16 protein-coding genes and 1 pseudogene are annotated in these 15,839 nt (G+C 68.4%); 12 read left to right on the top strand and 5 right to left on the bottom strand.

Annotated elements, in window-relative coordinates:
- Nucleotides 1-78 precede the first annotated feature (78 nt).
- The 9 genes from G6N18_RS13590 (at nucleotide 79) to G6N18_RS13550 (ending at nucleotide 7,599) form a co-directional block, all read left to right on the top strand.
- A complete protein-coding gene (locus G6N18_RS13590; RefSeq protein ID WP_179962305.1) occupies nucleotides 79-1,416 on the top strand; it encodes a DUF445 domain-containing protein in 1,338 nt (445 codons plus the stop codon).
- Between the two features lie 90 nt (nucleotides 1,417-1,506).
- On the top strand, nucleotides 1,507-1,935 hold the full coding sequence (locus G6N18_RS13585) for a helix-turn-helix domain-containing protein (RefSeq protein ID WP_067220424.1): 429 nt from the start codon (nucleotides 1,507-1,509) through the stop codon (nucleotides 1,933-1,935).
- Between the two features lie 60 nt (nucleotides 1,936-1,995).
- A complete protein-coding gene (locus tag G6N18_RS13580; RefSeq protein WP_067220421.1) occupies nucleotides 1,996-2,631 on the top strand; it encodes a heparin-binding hemagglutinin in 636 nt (211 codons plus the stop codon).
- Nucleotides 2,632-2,697: 66 nt separating this feature from the next.
- Nucleotides 2,698-2,988 carry a DUF2516 family protein gene (locus tag G6N18_RS13575; RefSeq protein WP_083006761.1) on the top strand — a complete coding sequence of 97 codons (291 nt, stop codon included), beginning with the start codon at nucleotides 2,698-2,700 and terminating at the stop codon, nucleotides 2,986-2,988.
- Complete coding sequence (locus G6N18_RS13570; protein ID WP_083006764.1) at nucleotides 2,988-3,416, top strand: DUF2599 domain-containing protein; 429 nt, start codon at nucleotides 2,988-2,990, stop codon at nucleotides 3,414-3,416. Before G6N18_RS13575 ends, G6N18_RS13570 begins: the two co-directional genes overlap by 1 nt.
- Nucleotides 3,416-4,108, top strand: a complete 693-nt coding sequence (deoC, locus tag G6N18_RS13565) for a deoxyribose-phosphate aldolase (protein WP_234806262.1) — start codon at nucleotides 3,416-3,418, stop codon at nucleotides 4,106-4,108. Before G6N18_RS13570 ends, deoC begins: the two co-directional genes overlap by 1 nt.
- Before the next feature lie 101 nt (nucleotides 4,109-4,209).
- Complete coding sequence (locus G6N18_RS13560) at nucleotides 4,210-4,506, top strand: hypothetical protein (RefSeq protein WP_082949311.1); 297 nt, start codon at nucleotides 4,210-4,212, stop codon at nucleotides 4,504-4,506.
- Entirely contained in the window at nucleotides 4,448-6,076 is a 1,629-nt protein-coding gene (locus tag G6N18_RS13555) for a S53 family peptidase (protein ID WP_083006769.1), read from the top strand. Before G6N18_RS13560 ends, G6N18_RS13555 begins: the two co-directional genes overlap by 59 nt.
- A gap of 41 nt (nucleotides 6,077-6,117) precedes the next feature.
- On the top strand, nucleotides 6,118-7,599 hold the full coding sequence (locus G6N18_RS13550; RefSeq protein ID WP_234806263.1) for a zinc ribbon domain-containing protein: 1,482 nt from the start codon (nucleotides 6,118-6,120) through the stop codon (nucleotides 7,597-7,599).
- A gap of 3 nt (nucleotides 7,600-7,602) precedes the next feature.
- On the opposite strand, the gene G6N18_RS13545 is transcribed toward G6N18_RS13550, so the two are convergent.
- Genes G6N18_RS13545 through G6N18_RS13530 form a run of 4 tightly spaced genes read right to left on the bottom strand, consistent with a single transcriptional unit; the run spans nucleotide 7,603 to nucleotide 10,691 of the window.
- Nucleotides 7,603-8,484, bottom strand: a complete 882-nt coding sequence (locus G6N18_RS13545) for an LmeA family phospholipid-binding protein (RefSeq protein ID WP_067218160.1) — start codon at nucleotides 8,482-8,484, stop codon at nucleotides 7,603-7,605.
- Complete coding sequence (locus G6N18_RS13540; protein ID WP_083006771.1) at nucleotides 8,481-9,308, bottom strand: carbon-nitrogen hydrolase family protein; 828 nt, start codon at nucleotides 9,306-9,308, stop codon at nucleotides 8,481-8,483. Before G6N18_RS13540 ends, G6N18_RS13545 begins: the two co-directional genes overlap by 4 nt.
- A 38-nt stretch (nucleotides 9,309-9,346) precedes the next feature.
- Nucleotides 9,347-10,129 carry a class I SAM-dependent methyltransferase gene (locus G6N18_RS13535; protein ID WP_067217541.1) on the bottom strand — a complete coding sequence of 261 codons (783 nt, stop codon included), beginning with the start codon at nucleotides 10,127-10,129 and terminating at the stop codon, nucleotides 9,347-9,349.
- A 55-nt stretch (nucleotides 10,130-10,184) separates the two neighbouring features.
- Complete coding sequence (locus G6N18_RS13530; RefSeq protein ID WP_083006774.1) at nucleotides 10,185-10,691, bottom strand: DUF2505 domain-containing protein; 507 nt, start codon at nucleotides 10,689-10,691, stop codon at nucleotides 10,185-10,187.
- 26 nt (nucleotides 10,692-10,717) lie between these two features.
- On the opposite strand from G6N18_RS13530, the gene G6N18_RS13525 reads away from it, so the two are divergent.
- The 3 genes and pseudogenes from G6N18_RS13525 (at nucleotide 10,718) to G6N18_RS13515 (ending at nucleotide 14,923) form a co-directional block, all read left to right on the top strand.
- Nucleotides 10,718-11,785 (top strand): UDP-N-acetylmuramate dehydrogenase, encoded by a 1,068-nt coding sequence (locus G6N18_RS13525; RefSeq protein ID WP_083006776.1) that lies wholly within the window; start codon nucleotides 10,718-10,720, stop codon nucleotides 11,783-11,785.
- A gap of 15 nt (nucleotides 11,786-11,800) precedes the next feature.
- Nucleotides 11,801-13,081 (top strand): L,D-transpeptidase, encoded by a 1,281-nt coding sequence (locus G6N18_RS13520; RefSeq protein ID WP_083006778.1) that lies wholly within the window; start codon nucleotides 11,801-11,803, stop codon nucleotides 13,079-13,081.
- A 403-nt stretch (nucleotides 13,082-13,484) separates the two neighbouring features.
- A pseudogene (locus tag G6N18_RS13515) lies at nucleotides 13,485-14,923 on the top strand (IS110 family RNA-guided transposase).
- A 139-nt stretch (nucleotides 14,924-15,062) separates the two neighbouring features.
- Here the strand turns inward: G6N18_RS13515 and G6N18_RS13510 are convergent.
- Complete coding sequence (locus tag G6N18_RS13510) at nucleotides 15,063-15,833, bottom strand: SDR family oxidoreductase (RefSeq protein WP_083006123.1); 771 nt, start codon at nucleotides 15,831-15,833, stop codon at nucleotides 15,063-15,065.
- Nucleotides 15,834-15,839: the final 6 nt, after the last annotated feature.

Here is a 15,839-nt window from a genome sequence, read left to right as displayed (position 1 = left end):
CCCCGATAGTACGGCCGATCTTGAAACCGCGGGTTGTCGGTCGGCAGCGCCGCCCGCGTCGTAGCGGATGATGGAGGGGTGGCACACAGACCGGGCGCCGGCGGACGCGCCGTGGCGGCTCCGCCCGCGCCGCGGGCCAGCTTCGCCGAGACGTTAGCCGGGGCCGACGCTACCGCGGACGCCGAGCGGCGCCGGGGGCTGCGGCGGATGAAGGTCGTCGCGCTGAGCTTCCTCGTCGGGGCCACGATCATCTTCCTGCTCTGCACGTGGGCGCAGTCGATGGGCGCACCCGGCTGGGTGGGGTACGTGCGCGCCGCCGCCGAGGCCGGCATGGTCGGCGCGCTGGCGGACTGGTTCGCGGTGACTGCGCTGTTCAAGCACCCGCTGGGCATCCCGATCCCGCACACCGCGATCATCAAACGCAAGAAGGACCAGCTCGGCGAGGGCCTCGGCACGTTCGTCCGGGAGAACTTCCTTTCCCCGGAAGTCGTCTCGACGAAACTGCGCGACGCCGAGGTGGCGGGCCGGCTCGGAAAGTGGCTCTCCGATCGCGCGCACGCCGAGCGGGTCGCGGCCGAGACCGCCACCGTGCTGCGGGTCCTCGTGGAGATGCTGCGCGACGAGGACGTGCAGCACGTGCTCGACCGGATGATCGTCAAGCGTCTCGCCGAGCCGCAGTGGGGTCCGCCCGTCGGTCGCGTCCTGGCGACGCTGCTCGAGGAACGTCGTCAGGAAGCCCTGCTGCAGTTGCTCGCCGACCGCGCGTTCCAGTGGTCGCTGAATGCCGGGCCCGTCATCGAGCGGGTGATCGAACGCGATTCGCCGACCTGGTCGCCGCGCTGGGTGGACCACCTCGTCGGCGACCGCATCCACCGCGAGCTGATGGACTTCACCGACAAGGTGCGGCGCAATCCCGACCACGAACTGCGCCGCTCGGCCACCCGGTTCCTGTTCGAATTCGCCGACGATCTGCAGCACGACGACGCCACGATCCAGCGCGCCGAGAACGTCAAGGAACAGATCATGGGCCGCGACGAGGTCGCGCGGGCCGCCGAGACCGCGTGGACGGCGGCCAAGCGCATCATCCTCGAGTCGGTGGACGACCCGTCCTCAGCCCTGCGTACCCGGATCGCGGACTCCGTCATCCACATCGGGGAGTCCCTGCGCGACGACGCCGATCTGCGCGACAAGGTCGACAATTGGATCATTCGCGCGGCCCAGCACCTGGTCGCCCAGTACGGCGTCGAGATCACCGCGATCATCACCGAAACCATCGAGCGGTGGGACGCCGAAGAGGCCAGTAGACGCATCGAACTTCATGTCGGGCGTGACTTGCAATTCATCCGGATCAACGGCACCGTGGTGGGTTCGTTGGCGGGGCTTCTCATCTATTCGATAGCCCAACTACTATTCTGACCTGCGCTAACTAGTGCTTGCAAAAGTTAGCACCTCGTCGTACGGTAATGGTGTCGCTTTTTGGATACCCGTTGCACGAGGGGGCCACGTATGTCGCAGGATGACAAGCTTGCCGTCGTCGTGTCCAACGCTGCCCAGACTGCCGCACAGGACATCGGCACGTTCATCCGCACGCAACGTGAGGCCGCTCAGGTATCCGTACGACAGCTGGCCGAGAAGGCCGGTGTCAGCAATCCCTACCTCAGCCAGATCGAGCGGGGATTGCGCAAACCCTCCGCGGATGTGCTCAATCAGATCGCCAAGGCGCTGCGAGTGTCCGCGGAGGTGCTGTATGTGAGGGCCGGGATTCTCGAGCCCAGTGAGACGAGCGAGGTCCGCGACGCCATCGTCAACGACACCGCGATCACCGAGCGGCAGAAGCAGGTGCTGCTCGACATTTACACATCGTTTCGTCAGCAGAACGAGGCCGAAGTTGCCGCGACGGGCAACGGAACAGAAGAGGAGTCGGCGACTGACTAGAGACTTCTTCAACTGACCACACGACAACACCAACGACGTACCTCGAAAGGAAAGAGCACCATGGCAAAGAACACCCCGGCCAAGAACCAGCCGACCGTTGACGACCTGAAGGCCCCGCTGCTGGCGGCCGTCGGCGCGGCCGATCTGGCACTCGAGCGGGTCAACGAGATCGTCGCGACGCTCCGTGAGCGCGCCGACGACGCCCGCACCGACTCCCGCAGCCGCGTGGAGGAGACCCGTGCGCGGATCGACCGGCTGCAGGAAGACCTGCCGACACAGTTCGGCGAGCTGCGCGAGCGGCTGAGCGCCGAGGAACTGCGCAAGTTCGCCGAGAACTACGCCGACGCCGCGCAGAGCACGTACAACCGGCTCATCGAGCGTGGCGAGGCCGCCATCGAGCGACTTCGCACCCAGCCCGGCCTCAGCGAGGCCGCCGGCCGTGTCGAGGGCTACACCGACCAGGCCGTCGAGCTGACGCAGGGGGCACTGGGCAACGTGGCCGCTCAGACCCGCGCCGTGGGTGAGCGCGCCGCCAAGCTGGTCGGCGTCGAGCTGCCGAAGAAGGCCGAAAAGGGTGCCGCGCCGGCGAAGAGCGCCGCCAAGAAGGCCCCGGCCAAGAAGGCTCCGGCGAAGAAGACCCCGGCCAAGAAGGCTCCGGCGAAGAAGGCTGCGGCCAAGAAGGTCACCCAGAAGTAGCACTCGGCGGCGGGTCTGACGGCCCAAAGTCGACCGAGGGGACGTAACCCGCTTAGTCTTGACAGCGTGCAGCTCCAAGGCTTGGTGGGTTACGTCCTTCTCATTTTGTGGATCGCCGTGCTCGTGACGACCGTGTACGCGTTCGTCCACGCAGCGATCCAGCGGCCGGACGCCTACACGGCCATCGACAAACTGACCAAGCCGGTCTGGCTGGTGATCCTCGGGGTCGCCAGCTTGTTGGCGCTGGTGTTCGGCCCCGGCTCGGTACTGGGCCCCGCCATCGCCGCCGTCGCGGCCGGTGTCTATCTGGTCGACGTGCGGCCCAAACTCCTGGAGATCCAGGGGAAGTCGCGGTAGTGCGCCGCGTCGTCGCGGTCAGCTTCCGGGCGGCCGCAGTGGCTGCCGGCCTCCTAGCGCCCACGCTCACCGCTCCGCTGGCCTCGGCCAACCCCGTGCCGCCCGCGCCCCCGTATGTCGACCATGTCGAATGGGCGAAGTGGGGTGATCTGTCCAGCCTGCGGGTGTATCCGACCGCGGCCGCCCGCCAGGCATCCGGACCGGCCACGCCCGGGCAGGGCGAAGCGGCGTGGGCCCAGGTGCTGGCCCTTTCGCCGGACGCGGACATCCCCGGGATGAAGCCGCAGTTCATCTGCCACTGGGAATTCGCCGAACGCTACAGCCCAGGCAAGACCAGTTGGAACCTCGAGCCATGGCGACCCGAGGTTCCCTACGAGGACATGGTGCGGGCCGGCTGCAACCCGGGCGGCACCGAAGAACCGTTCTAGTGGCCGGGGCCTACCGCCGGGACGAGGTCGCCGCGCGGGTCGACCACACGCTGCTCAAACCGGAGGCCACCGAGGCCGACGTCGTCGCGCTTGCCGAGGAGGCCGCAGCCCTCGGGACGTACGCGATTTGTGTGTCTCCGTCGATGACGCGAGTCGCCAGCCGGGCCGCGTCGTCAGCGCAGGTGGTCTGCGCGGTCGTGGGGTTTCCGTCCGGCAAGCATCGATCGGCGATCAAGGCCGAGGAGGCGCGGCTCGCCTTCGACGACGGCGCCGGCGAGATCGACATGGTGATCGACGTCGGCGCTGCGCTCCACGGTGACTTCGAGGCGGTGCGCGCCGACGTCGGCGCGGTGCGGTCGGCGATCGGTGACCGCGCGCGGCTGAAGGTGATCGTCGAATCGGCCGCGCTGCTTCTGCTTGGGGATGCACAAACGTTGCTGACGACGTGCCGGGCCGCGGCGGACGCGGGAGCCGATTTCGTCAAGACCTCAACCGGGTTCCATCCCGCCGGCGGCGCGTCGGTGCGGGCCGTGGAACTGATGGCCGGCGTGGGGCTCCAGGTCAAGGCCAGCGGCGGAATCCGGACGGCCGCCGACGCGATCGCGATGCTCGACGCCGGTGCCAGCCGCCTGGGCCTCTCCGGCACCAGGGCGGTCCTCGACGGGCTGCCGGGGACCGACCGCAAGCGGTAATTTACGCGCCACTGGCTAATTTGCTATAGGCTGACGGACGTCTTCACGCGGATGTGTTCTCAATATGCTTGCGCACGTGAACCCCCGGATAGGATCCGATCATGATCATTCGTAACGGTTTGCTTCGTCGAGTTCCGGCCGTCGCCTGTTTGGCCGCCGTGCTCGCGACGGGTGCGTTCACCGCCGCCTGCGGGCAGGAAGAGGAGCAGGCGCCCGAGACCTCGACCACCACGACGACCACCACGACGACGACCGCGCCGCCGCCCGCCCCCGCGACGCCCACAGAGAAGGCTCCCCGCATCGATCCGGGACAGCCGAACCCCTTCTCGCCCAGCGTCCATGCGCCCCCGGCTCCCGGCCCGACACCCGGTCGGCATCGCGGTCCCCACGGCCAGTAAGCGGCGCGTTTCGGCGCTTCTCGCAACCGCGCTGCTGCTCGCCGCTTCAGGGGCGTGTTCGTCGCGCGCCCCGGCGCTGATCGCCGGTCCCTACGCAGCGCTGCTGGCCAGCTCGACCGATCTGGGTCCATCCGGCGCCGCTGACGCCCAGATCACTGTCACGCTGGATGGGACAGGCCGACCCGATGCCCTGATCGACTGGAGCGAGGCCCGCACCCTGTCGGTGCGATGGCGGCCGGGCGACCGATGGGCGATCGTCGAGGGCGCCGCCGCGGATCTCGGGCGGGCATTGGGAGTGCCGGTGCGCGACTACCGCGCCCCGAAGGGGAAGTTGTTCTACGCATCGCCCGCGCAACCCGCCGTGCCGTCGGTGTTGCGCGGCGACGTCACGGCGGTCGGCCGGATCATGAGCTACACCCCGTACCACACCAAAGCCCCCGGCTTCTTTCCGATGGACGTGCCCCCGGGTGGATTGACGCCGACGGGGTTGCGGTCGGCGTACAACGCCACGCCACTCATCGATGCCGTGTTCACCGGTGAGGGCGCGACGATCGTGCTCTTCACGTTCGACAGCGCCGCGCAGGAGGACCTCGATCTGTTCGCCGACACCTCCGGCCTGCCTCGGTTCACCCCCGAGATCGTCGGTGGCAAGCCCACCGAGATGCACGGTGAGACCGCGATGGATCTGCAAGTGGCGCATGCCATCGCACCCGATGCGCGGCTGGTCGTCGTCAACGCCAGGCCGACGGTGGAGGGCGACGGTGCGTACGAGAAGCTCGGCAAGCTGTTCGAGTCCGTGGACCGCGACTATCCCGGCGCGGTGTGGAGCCTGTCGATCGGATGGGGATGCGAGGCGTTCGTCAGCGCAGCCGATCTCGCGCCGGTGGAGGCGGCGTTGGTTGCCGCGCAGCGGCGCGGCACCTCGGCGTTCGACGCCAGCGGGGACACGGCGGGGCTGGAATGCAAAGGCGGCGAACGGTGGTCGGCTCCGCCGGGCCCGGACGACGTCGGCGTCGACGCGGTCGCGTCGTTACCCACGATGACGTCGGTCGGCGGCACCACGCTGTCGACCGGCACGCGCGGACAGTGGCTGGGCGAAGACGCGTGGGTGGATTCTCCGCTCACGCAAGGCAGTAGCGGCGGGGTCTCGACGTTGTTCGCCCGCCCGTCGTGGCAGAACCGGTTGTCGGTGGAGCGCGACACCGAGCGGCGGCGCCTGGTCCCTGACATCTCGGCGGTCGCCGACCCGTTCACCGGCGTGCGGTTCATCTTCGGTCAGCGCGCGGTGATCGGCGGGGGCACTTCGCAATCGGCCCCGATCTGGGCGGCGCTGGCCGTGTTGATGAACCAGTACCTGGTGGCGAACGGTGGACGACCGCTGGGGAATCTCAATCCGTTGCTCTACCGGGTGGCCGCGGGGTCGATCCGGCCCGGCTTCCACGACGTGCGTCGAGGCGGCAACGCTGTCGACATGGCCCTGCCGGGCTATGACCTGGTGACTGGTCTGGGTACACCGGACACTTTCAATCTCGCCCGCAACCTTCTCGACTTGCAGCAGGCATCGCGGTGACGAAGGCCTCGGCAGCCCGCCGCATTGGATGGCGAGACCCGTTGACCGGTACCCTGTTTCCCCATCTGGAGCCACGTTCGCGGGTGCCGCTCGCAGTGGCACTGGCGATGCTGTCGGCGGTGCTGGTCGGGTTCGCGCTGTTGCGATGGCAGGCGCCGATGATCGCCGTCGCCGCGGTCGGCGTGGCGCTGGTGTTCGTCGTCTACCTCCATTCGGCGGATGTGCGCGACGACGTGCCGACCCCGCTGCTGGCGTCGACCGCGGCGCTGGCCGCGGTGCTCGGCATCGGCTGGGCGTTGGCGACGGGAACGATGCTCGCCGAATCTCAGGATGTCGCGCTCGCCGCGAGCGGACCGGATCTTTACAGGGTGTTCTTGAGCATCGGGATACCGCTGGGCAGCGCCGTTCTCATGTTGATTCCGCCGGTGCTCGTGCGGCTGCAGCGTCCGATGAGGCCGCTGGACGGCTACGCCGTCGGCGCGTTGAGCGCTGTCGTGTTCACGTCCGCGGCGACGCTGGTCCGCCTGCTCCCGCAGTTTGCGACAGGCGTGACTGCCGATGACCGATCGGTTGCTTCGCTTCTGGTGCAGGCCGGCATCCAAGGCCTTGCACTGCCGCTGACGGCCGCCGCGCTCGGCGGCCTGGTCGGGATCGCGCTGTGGACGGGCCGGGTGCGGTCGATCATCGCGAGTGTGACTGTGACGCTTGTTATTTACGCGATCATCGGGGTGGTGGAGTTCGCGCCGGTGCCCGACGGGCTGCACTTGGCCGTACACGCCGCGATCGTCGTGCTCGCATTGTCTGCGCTGCGCATCGGACAACGGGCCGCGGTGGATCCGGACCGCACCGGCCGCACCGGCCGCGCCGGCCGGGCGGGTCTGCCGCGGGTGCTGGGCTCACTCGCTGTCGGCGGCGCTGTCGCGATCGTCGCGGGTGTCACCGCGGCGGTGCTGAGCACTCCGGAGGTTGCCAAGATCGTCTGCCCGCCGGACTGCGGGCGGCCACCGATCGGCGTGCCGGTCGAATCCAACCCTCGGTTCTTCTCCGACGGCGAAGAGTTCTCGGTTCAGTATCCCGGCCCCGGTAGCGCATACGAGGTGAAGTTCGACCCCGACGGTGTCGTCCTCGAGTTCACCGGCGGAGACACCGGCACACTGGAGTTGTTCGGCGTGCCCGCCGGCAATCGGACGCCCAAGCAGATCGCCGAGGAGCTGATCGGCGAGTACTACCCCGAGGCCACAACGGATTACGAGATCCCGAACGCGATGGTCGGCTACCGGCTGGGCTACGGCGTCGTCGCCGACGACTATCCGCAGGACGCGAACAGCAGCTTCAGTCACCTTCGGCTGATCGTGATGGTCGCGGTGAAGGATGACTACGCGCTGGTGGCGTCCGCGATCGGCCCGTACCGCGAGTTCACCCCTGACTTCGGCAGCGGGCATCCCTCCGGTGCGAATCTGCAGCTGGCCATGGACATGGGCAGATACGTCAACAGTTTCCGGTGGGGCTCAGTCACCGACTGACGGTCACAGCGCCGCGAAACAGGGGTCCTGTTCGTCCTTGGGGATGTCGGCATCCTGCGTCGAGAACCGGCTCACCACACCGTCTTCGGTGACATCGACCGAGTCGGCCTTGATGCCCAACGGATAATTCTTGGTCAGCTCCGAGGTGAACGCATCCAGCGCCGGCTGGACGGTTTCGCGGGGCAGCGTGAAGCCGAGGCCGGTCAGCTCGAGCACCTGCAGCGAGATGCCGCCGTCGGCCACCGTGGGTTTGGCCGTGATGGTGCCCAGCGCGCCCTCCAACTCGATGGTGCCGTCGGACGGGTTGGTCGTGACGCCGGTGACGAATGAGCCGATCAGGGGAATCGAGTCGGTGATGGTCTGCCGAATGCCCTCCGAGGACCACGTGATGTCCGCGACCAGCGAGCCGATCGATCCGCTCGAGGTGGCCGTGTCCTCGAGGCGGACATCCTGGATCGACAGCTCGACCGTCATGCCTTTGGCGTCGCGGATCTGGTTGCCGGCGGTCTCGATGTGGATATTCGTGTAGTGGCCTGACATGTGCTGGATCAGGAAGGGCGGCATGACGCCGAACGACGCGGTGGCGTCGTCCTCGACGACGCACGACGTGACCCCGGCGACGACGTTGTTCGCGCGGTTGCGGGCGTAGAGCTCACCGGCGAGCAGGCCGGCCAGCGTCAGCGCGATCACGATGATGACGACCAGCGTGATCGACAGCGGATCGCGGAACAGGTCCTTGACCTTCGACCCTGACAACGGGCGCTCCTGCGGGTCCGGCGGTCCTTGTGGCGGTCCCGGCGGTCCCTGTGGCGGCCCTGGCGGACCTTGTGGCGGCCCCGGCGGCGGTGGCGGCGGTTGATTCGGACGAGCCCAGGGGTCGGTCACGACCGCGATTCTGCCTTATCGAGGCGGGTGAAGTCTGCGCGGTTGCGCATCACCGCGATCGTCTCACGGACCTTGCGCCCCACGTCCAGGTCGATGTCGACCACCAGCAACTGCGGGTCGGCGCCGGCGGCCGTCACCACCTCACCGGTCGGGGAGGCGATCAGGCTGCCTCCGACACCGGTCGGGCCGACGGCAGCGGTCTCGGCGTCCGGACAGCCCTGGTCGACCGCCGCGACGTAGCCGGTCGTGTCGACAGCGCGGGCCCGCGCCAGCAGCGTCCACTGCTCGAGCTTGCCCGGCCCACTGCCCCACGACGCATGCACGGTGATCAACTGCGCGCCCCGTCTGGCCAGCTCGACGTACAACTCGGGAAAACGGACGTCGTAACACAGCGTCAGGCCGACGCGGACGCCGTCGACGTCGATCACCACCGGGTCGCGCCCGGGCGCGACGGTCTTGGACTCCTGGAAGCCGAATGCGTCGTAGAGGTGGATCTTCTCGTAGTGCGCATCTACGTGGCCGTCGGAGGCCGGCCCGGTGGCGATCAATGTGTTGAGGACACGCCCGTCGCCCGACGGCACGAACATGCCCGCCACGACGACGATTCCCGCCCGCTCGGCGATCGCCCGCACCTCCGACGCCCACGGTCCGTCCAGCGGTTCGGCGACCGGGGCGAGTGGCACCCCGAATCGGCACATCGTCGCCTCCGGGAACAGCACCATCCGGGCGCCGGCGTCGGCGGCGCGACGGGTGTACTCGTCGACCAGCGCGAGGTTCTCCGAAGGCTCGGTGCCGCTGAGGATCTGCGCGAGGGCAATCCGCATGGCCCCAGCCTACGGTTTGCGGCGTCGATCCCGGTGCCTCAGGCCGGTGCGACCGTCGACCATGGCACCGTCAACACCCCGTCGCGCATCCGGCGGCGGGCCGGGGTGACGGGAAAGCCGTTGTCCCGCAACATCTCCAGCATCGCACGCCACCGCACCCGCGGGCCGAACACCCCGTGACCCGCGACGCTGGCCCACGCCCGGTCGGCGGCCGTCAGCAGCGCGTGTACGGGTTGACCGTCGACGTTGTGGTGGATCAGCACTTTGGGCAGCCGCTCGGCGAGGTCAGAGGGCCGATCGATCGCGAACGGGTCACACGCCAGGGTCAGGCTGATCGGGTCGTCGGCGTCGAGCAGCACCCAGCAGCAGCGCCTGCCCAGCTCGTCGCAGGTGCCGTCGACGATGAGCCCGCCGGGCGCCAGTTGCCGCTGCATCGTCGACCAGGCCTGCGCGACGGCTTCGACCGGGTATTGGCGCAGCACGTTGAAGGCCCGCAGCAGCACCGGTCGCATACCCGCCAATTCGAAACCGCCGAGGCCGAATTCGACCGTGTCGGTTCCCTTGGTACGCGCCGCGCGTACCCGCTCGGGGTCGATCTCCAGTCCGATCACGCGAATGTCGTTGCGCACCAGGCGCAGCCGTGCCGCAAGTTCCAGGGTCGTGACCGGCAGCGCGCCATAGCCGAGGTCGATGACCAGCGGGTCGGGGGCGGCGAGCAGCGATGCGCGGACGCGCGGCGCGTGGACGAGCCAGCGGTCGCTGCGACGCAACCGGTTGTAGCCGGTGGTGCCCCGTGTCAGCTGACCGATGGGCCCGCTCATGACCCGAGTCTAAGGAGCGACGATGGTAACGCCGCGACCCACGCCGTCTCGAGCGTCAGGCGTTCTCGGCGATCCACACCGTCGTGAAGCGCTGCTCGGCGATCAGCAGATCCACCAGTTGACTGCCGATGAAACTCTCGATCTTGCCGCCGACGAGCGGCACCCGAACCTCGACCTCGACGGTGAACTCCAGCCGCGAACCGGGGCCGGCCGGCGCCAGGACCGCGGTGCCCGTCAAACCGGCGGGTGCGCCCGGAATCGACCCCTTGACCGTCGCGCCGGCCTCACCGTCGCGGACCGGGCTCCAGGTCTCTTCGCGCACGAAGCTCAGGTCGCCGCGATGGAATTGGGTCACCACACCGGGCAACCGGTTTGCCCGCAGCGTTTGAGTCGTTTTGATGTAGAGGCCGTCGTGCTCGTCGACGACCATCGCGTCCAGCGAGTAGTCGTCGGCACCGGAATCGGTCAGCCGCGCCAACCAGTAGCGTTCGTCGCTGAAAGCCCGGTAGACCTGTTCGACGCTGCCGCCGTACTCGGCGGCCATGTCGAATGAACGCGGCATAGCTGGTCACGCTACCGTTACCGGCCGTGGTCAGTTCGCAAGCCGGTGGGGCCTCCGTCGAGGAGGCGGTGCCACTCGCGCCGCTGACCACCCTGCGCGTCGGACCCGTTGCGCGGCGGTTGATCACATGCGACACCACCCAGAAGGTGGTCGATGTGGTTCGCGACCTCGGCCCGGATGACGACGCGCTGGTGCTGGCGGGCGGCTCGAACGTGGTGATCTGTGACCAGCTGACCGACCTGTCCGTCATCTACCTCGCGAACACCGAGATCACCGTCGAGGGCAACCTGGTCCGCGCCGAGGCCGGTGCTGTGTGGGACGACGTCGTGGTCACCTCGCTGGCGCACGGGCTGGGCGGGCTGGAGTGCTTGTCCGGCATCCCGGGGTCCGCCGGCGCGACACCGGTGCAGAACGTCGGCGCGTACGGCGCGGAGGTGGCCGACAGCATCCGGCGGGTGCGGCTGCTGGACCGTCGCACCGGGACAGAACGTTGGGTCACCCCGGACGCGCTGCGGTTCGGCTACCGCACCAGCGTCCTCAAACGCGCGCACGACGCGATCGTGCTCGAAGTGGAGTTCGCCCTGGACCCCGACGGGCGCAGCGCACCGCTGCGCTACCGCGAACTGGCCACCACGCTGGGCGTGGAACAAGGGGCGCGCGTCGATCCGCTGGCGGTGCGCGAGGCGGTGCTGGCACTGCGCTCGAGCAAGGGCATGGTCATCGACACCGGCTCGGAAAGCTTGGATCACGACACCTGGAGCGTCGGTTCGTTCTTCACCAACCCCGTCGTCACGCCCGCTGAGTTCGAGCGGATCCGCGCCGAGCAGGACGGGCCGGTGCCCAACTACCCGGCGCCCGACGGTGTCAAGCTCGCCGCGGGTTGGCTCGTGGAGCACGCCGGCTTCGGCAAGGGGTATCCGGGCGAGGGTGTCTCCGTGCGGCTGTCGACCAAGCACGCGCTGGCGCTCACCAACCGCGGCGGCGCCACCACCGCCGATGTGCTGGCGCTGGCCAGGACGGTACGTGACGGCGTTCGAACGAGTTTCGGGATCGAACTCACAGCCGAGCCTGATCTGATCGGCTGTTCGCTGTAGGTACGCTGGGTTCACGTGAGTACCGGGGAACCCCTGCCGTCGTTCAACCGGCGGCGCGCCCTGACCGCACTGGCGGTCGGTGTCGTCGCGCCGGGGGCGCTGGCCGCGTGCATGGCGGAGAGCGACGAACCGTCCGCGCAGGAGGCCCCCGAAGCGCCCACGCTGAACTTCAAGCCGGCCAACGACGCCACCGACATCTCGCCGACCGAGCCCGCTGGCGTCGAGGTCAGCAACGGCTGGTTCCAGCGGATCGCCCTGACCAACCCCGAGGGCAAGGCCGTCGCGGGCGTACTCAACCGCGACCGCACCGAGTTCACGGTCACCGAACCGCTCGGCTACGGCGCCGAGTACACCTGGAAAGGCTCGGTCGTCGGCCGCGACGGCAAGGCGGTGCAGGTCGACGGTTCGTTCTCCACGATCAACCCCAGCACGCAGGTCAGCGGGCAGTTCCAGCTCGCCGACGGTCAGGTCGTCGGGGTGGCCGCCCCGATCATCATCCAGTTCGACGCCTCGATCAGCGACAAGGCGACGGTGGAGAAGGCGCTCAAGGTCACCACAGAGCCGCCGGTCGAGGGCAGCTGGGCGTGGCTGCCCGATGAGGTCGGCGGGTCCCGCGTGCACTGGCGCACCCGCGAGTACTACCCGGCGGGCACCAAGGTGCACGTCGACGCCAAGCTCTACGGCGTGCCGTTCGGCGACGACGCCTACGGCGCGCAGGACGCGACGCTGAGCTTCGAGATCGGCCGTCGCCAGGTCGTCAAGGCCGAGGCGTCGTCGCACCGCATCCAGGTCCTCGACGCCAACGGCGCGGTGATCATGGACTTCCCGTGCAGCTACGGCGAGGGCGACCTGGACCGCAACGTCACCCGCAGCGGCATCCACGTCGTCACCGAGAAGTACGAGGACTTCTGGATGACCAACCCGGCGGCTGGCTACGCCAACATCCACGAGCGGTGGGCCGTGCGTATCTCCAACAACGGCGAGTTCATCCACGCCAACCCGGCCAGCCTGGGTTCGCAGGGCAGCAGCAACGTCACCAACGGCTGCATCAACCTGTCCGAGGGCGACGCCGAGCAGTACTTCCGCACCGCTGTCTACGGTGATCCGGTCGAGGTCACCGGCACCCGCATCGAGCTGTCCTACGCCGACGGCGACATCTGGGACTGGGTGGTGCCGTGGGATGAGTGGAAGGCGATGTCGGCGCTGTCGGACGCGAACGCACCGGACTTGCCGAACACCGCGCCCGCGACGCCGTCGGGTGCGCCGCAACCGGTCAACGGCCGCCCCGGCCGCTGAGCCGTCGCGCCAAACGAGCCTCACCCACCTCGCCACTCGAGCCTCACCTACCTCGCCGAGCCTCACCTACCTCGCCGAGACTGCGAGCAGATCGCACTTTTTCGCTATTTCGCGATCTGTGTGCAGCTTCCTTTTTCATTGTGGGACGCCTCGTAGGCGTGAAAATGGGGTCGGGTCGCCTCGTCGACGCCGACGAGACTCTGGGCTTGTAGCCCGTTGTGCAGCTTGGCGCCGGGGCCCGACCTTGCAGGGTCACGTACTGTTGCCTTGAGCACGCCGGTCAGAATTTCGGTTTCCTTGACCGAGGCCCCCGGGCGATCCACCCGATGTTCTGGGATGGGTTCGATTGGAGGGCAAGCGAAGTGGCAGCACGGCGCAAACGCAAGCAGAAGCCAGCGGCAGGGTGGCGGGGCCGGTGGAGATTCCCGACGCCGAGCATGAACTGGTTATCGAACGGGTCGCGGCCATCGATGTGGCCAAGGCGACAGGCAAGGTGTGCGTGCGCCTACCCGGCAAGACGGGGCGGCGGTTCAGTCGGGTATGGGACCTGCCCGCGCGCACCGGCGCCATTACTGAGCTGGGCGATCAGCTGACCGACCTGGGCATCGAGAAGGTCACCGTGGAGTCCACCAGCGACTACTGGCGGATCTGGTACTACCTGCTGGAAGCGGCCGGGCTGTCGGTGCAGCTGGTCAACGCCCGCGATGTGAAGAACGTGCCGGGCCGACCCAAGACCGACAAACTCGACGCGGTCTGGCTGGCCAAGCTGACCGAAAGGGCCTGCTGCGGCCGTCGTTCGTGCCGCCGCCCGAGATCAGGCGGCTACGCGACTACACCCGGATGCGCGAGGATCTGACCCGCGACCGCACCCGCTACTGGCAGCGGCTGGAAAAGCTGCTCGAGGACGCACTGATCAAAATTTCGTCGGTGGCCTCCACGATGATCACGCTGTCGACGCGGGACATGGTCGAGGCCCTCATCGCCGGCGAGCACGACCCGTATCGACTGGCCGAGCTGGCCCGCGGAAAGATGAGGTCCAAACGGTCAGAGCTGATCACTGCGCTCGACGGGCGTTTCGATGAACATCACGCCGAGTTGGCACGCATGCTGCTGAGCCAGATCGACGCACTGGACACCCAGATCCACACCCTCACCATGCGCATCGAGGAACTCATCAACGAGCTACCCGAAGGCACTCACGCCATCGAGCACACCGGCAGCGACGAGGGGCCCGGCGCCCGCGCGGGTGCCGATAGCGATGCCGATCCCGGCTCTGCCAGCGGCGGCGGCACCAACCCGATCCGGGTCGATCCCACCATCGAGGCCGACTCCGCGATCCAGGCCGAACGCGCCCTGCGCACCGTCGATCGCCTTGACGAGATCCCGGGTATCAGCGTCGCCAACGCGCAAGACATCCTGGCCGAGATCGGCACCGACATGAGCCGGTTCCCAACACCAGAGCACCTGGTGTCGTGGGCCAAGCTGTGCCCGCGCACCATCCAGTCCGGGCCGGTGACCCGCGCCAGCAAGACCGGCAAGGGCAACCCGTATCTGAAGGGTGCGCTCGGGGAGGCCGCCGCCGCGGCGGCCAAGACCGATACCTTCCTCGGCGAACGCTACCGGCGCCTCGCCAAACGCCGCGGCAAGCTCAAAGCCCTGGTCGCGGTCGCCCGCTCCATCCTGGTCGTCATCTGGCACCTACTCGCCAACCCGCTCGCCCGCTTCCGCGATCTCGGCCCTGACTATCACACCAACCGCATCGCCATCGAACGCAAGCTCCGCAACCACATCGCCCAACTCACCGCCATGGGCTACCAGGTCACTCTCGAACCCGCCGCCTAACCACCAACTACAAGTCCCGCAACGACACCCGGCTCCGCAAGCTCCGCCGGGTCGCTGTCGCCTGCCCACTCACCTTAGGTATTTTCCGGTCAGTTTCGGTGGGCCGCCCCGGCCGCCCGGCCGCGTGGGCACTCGAGCGTCAAGTCTGGCGGTTGAACCGCGATCCGCTGGCGCCGCTGACCTGATCGCGCGGCCGGACCACGACCAGATCCAGGTCGACGTGTGACGGTCGGCTGGCGACGAACCCGATGATCTCGGCGACGTCTTCGGCCAGCAGCGGGGTGACGCCCTCGTAGACCTTGGCGGCGCGTTCCTCGTCGCCCTCGAACCGGTTCAGCGAGAAGTCGGTCTTCACCATGCCGGGCGCAACTTCGGTGAGCCGCACGGGTTTTCCGAGCAGCTCGCTGCGCAACGTCCGGTGCAGCACGCCCTGCGCATGCTTGGCGGAGGTGTACCCGCCGCCGTTGTCGTAGATCTCCACCGCGGCGATCGAGGTGACGGTGACGATCAGCCCGTCGCCGGAGGCGATCAGCTTCGGCAACAGCGCGCGGGTCACCAGCAGTGTGCCGAGCACGTTGGACTCCCACATCCAGCGCCAGTGCTCGACGTCGGCTTCGGCTACCGGGTCCAGTCCTCGGGCGCCGCCGGCGTTGTTGACCAGCACCGAAACCGGCCCGGGTAAGCCGTCCAGCGCTTCTGCCAGCGCCGACACGGCCTCGGTCGAAGTGACGTCCGCCACGATCGCGGTGCCACCGATCTCGGCAGCGAGGGCCTCGATCGGCTGCTGGCGACGGGCCACGCAGACCACGTGAAAACCTTGGGCGGCAAGGGTTCTCGCGGTTGCTGCACCGATGCCGGCGCTGGCGCCGGTGACCACCGCGACTCGGCTGTCGGTCCGGGGAGTCGTCATCTGCTC

The organism is Mycolicibacterium celeriflavum (genome assembly GCF_010731795.1).
GTDB lineage: Bacteria > Actinomycetota > Actinomycetes > Mycobacteriales > Mycobacteriaceae > Mycobacterium > Mycobacterium celeriflavum.
The sequence above is the reverse complement of the archived record's forward strand: the minus strand, read 5'-3'. Positions and strand labels throughout refer to the sequence as shown.

Coding starts and splice junctions, on each gene's coding strand:
- G6N18_RS13585 (WP_067220424.1), top strand. CDS start 1,507: ATGTCGCAGGATGACAAGCTTGCCGTCGTCGTGTCCAACGCTGCCCAG.
- G6N18_RS13580 (WP_067220421.1), top strand. CDS start 1,996: ATGGCAAAGAACACCCCGGCCAAGAACCAGCCGACCGTTGACGACCTG.
- G6N18_RS13560 (WP_082949311.1), top strand. CDS start 4,210: ATGATCATTCGTAACGGTTTGCTTCGTCGAGTTCCGGCCGTCGCCTGT.
- G6N18_RS13555 (WP_083006769.1), top strand. CDS start 4,448: ATGCGCCCCCGGCTCCCGGCCCGACACCCGGTCGGCATCGCGGTCCCC.
- G6N18_RS13540 (WP_083006771.1), bottom strand. CDS start 9,308: ATGCGGATTGCCCTCGCGCAGATCCTCAGCGGCACCGAGCCTTCGGAG.
- G6N18_RS13535 (WP_067217541.1), bottom strand. CDS start 10,129: ATGAGCGGGCCCATCGGTCAGCTGACACGGGGCACCACCGGCTACAAC.
- G6N18_RS13530 (WP_083006774.1), bottom strand. CDS start 10,691: ATGCCGCGTTCATTCGACATGGCCGCCGAGTACGGCGGCAGCGTCGAA.
- G6N18_RS13510 (WP_083006123.1), bottom strand. CDS start 15,833: ATGACGACTCCCCGGACCGACAGCCGAGTCGCGGTGGTCACCGGCGCC.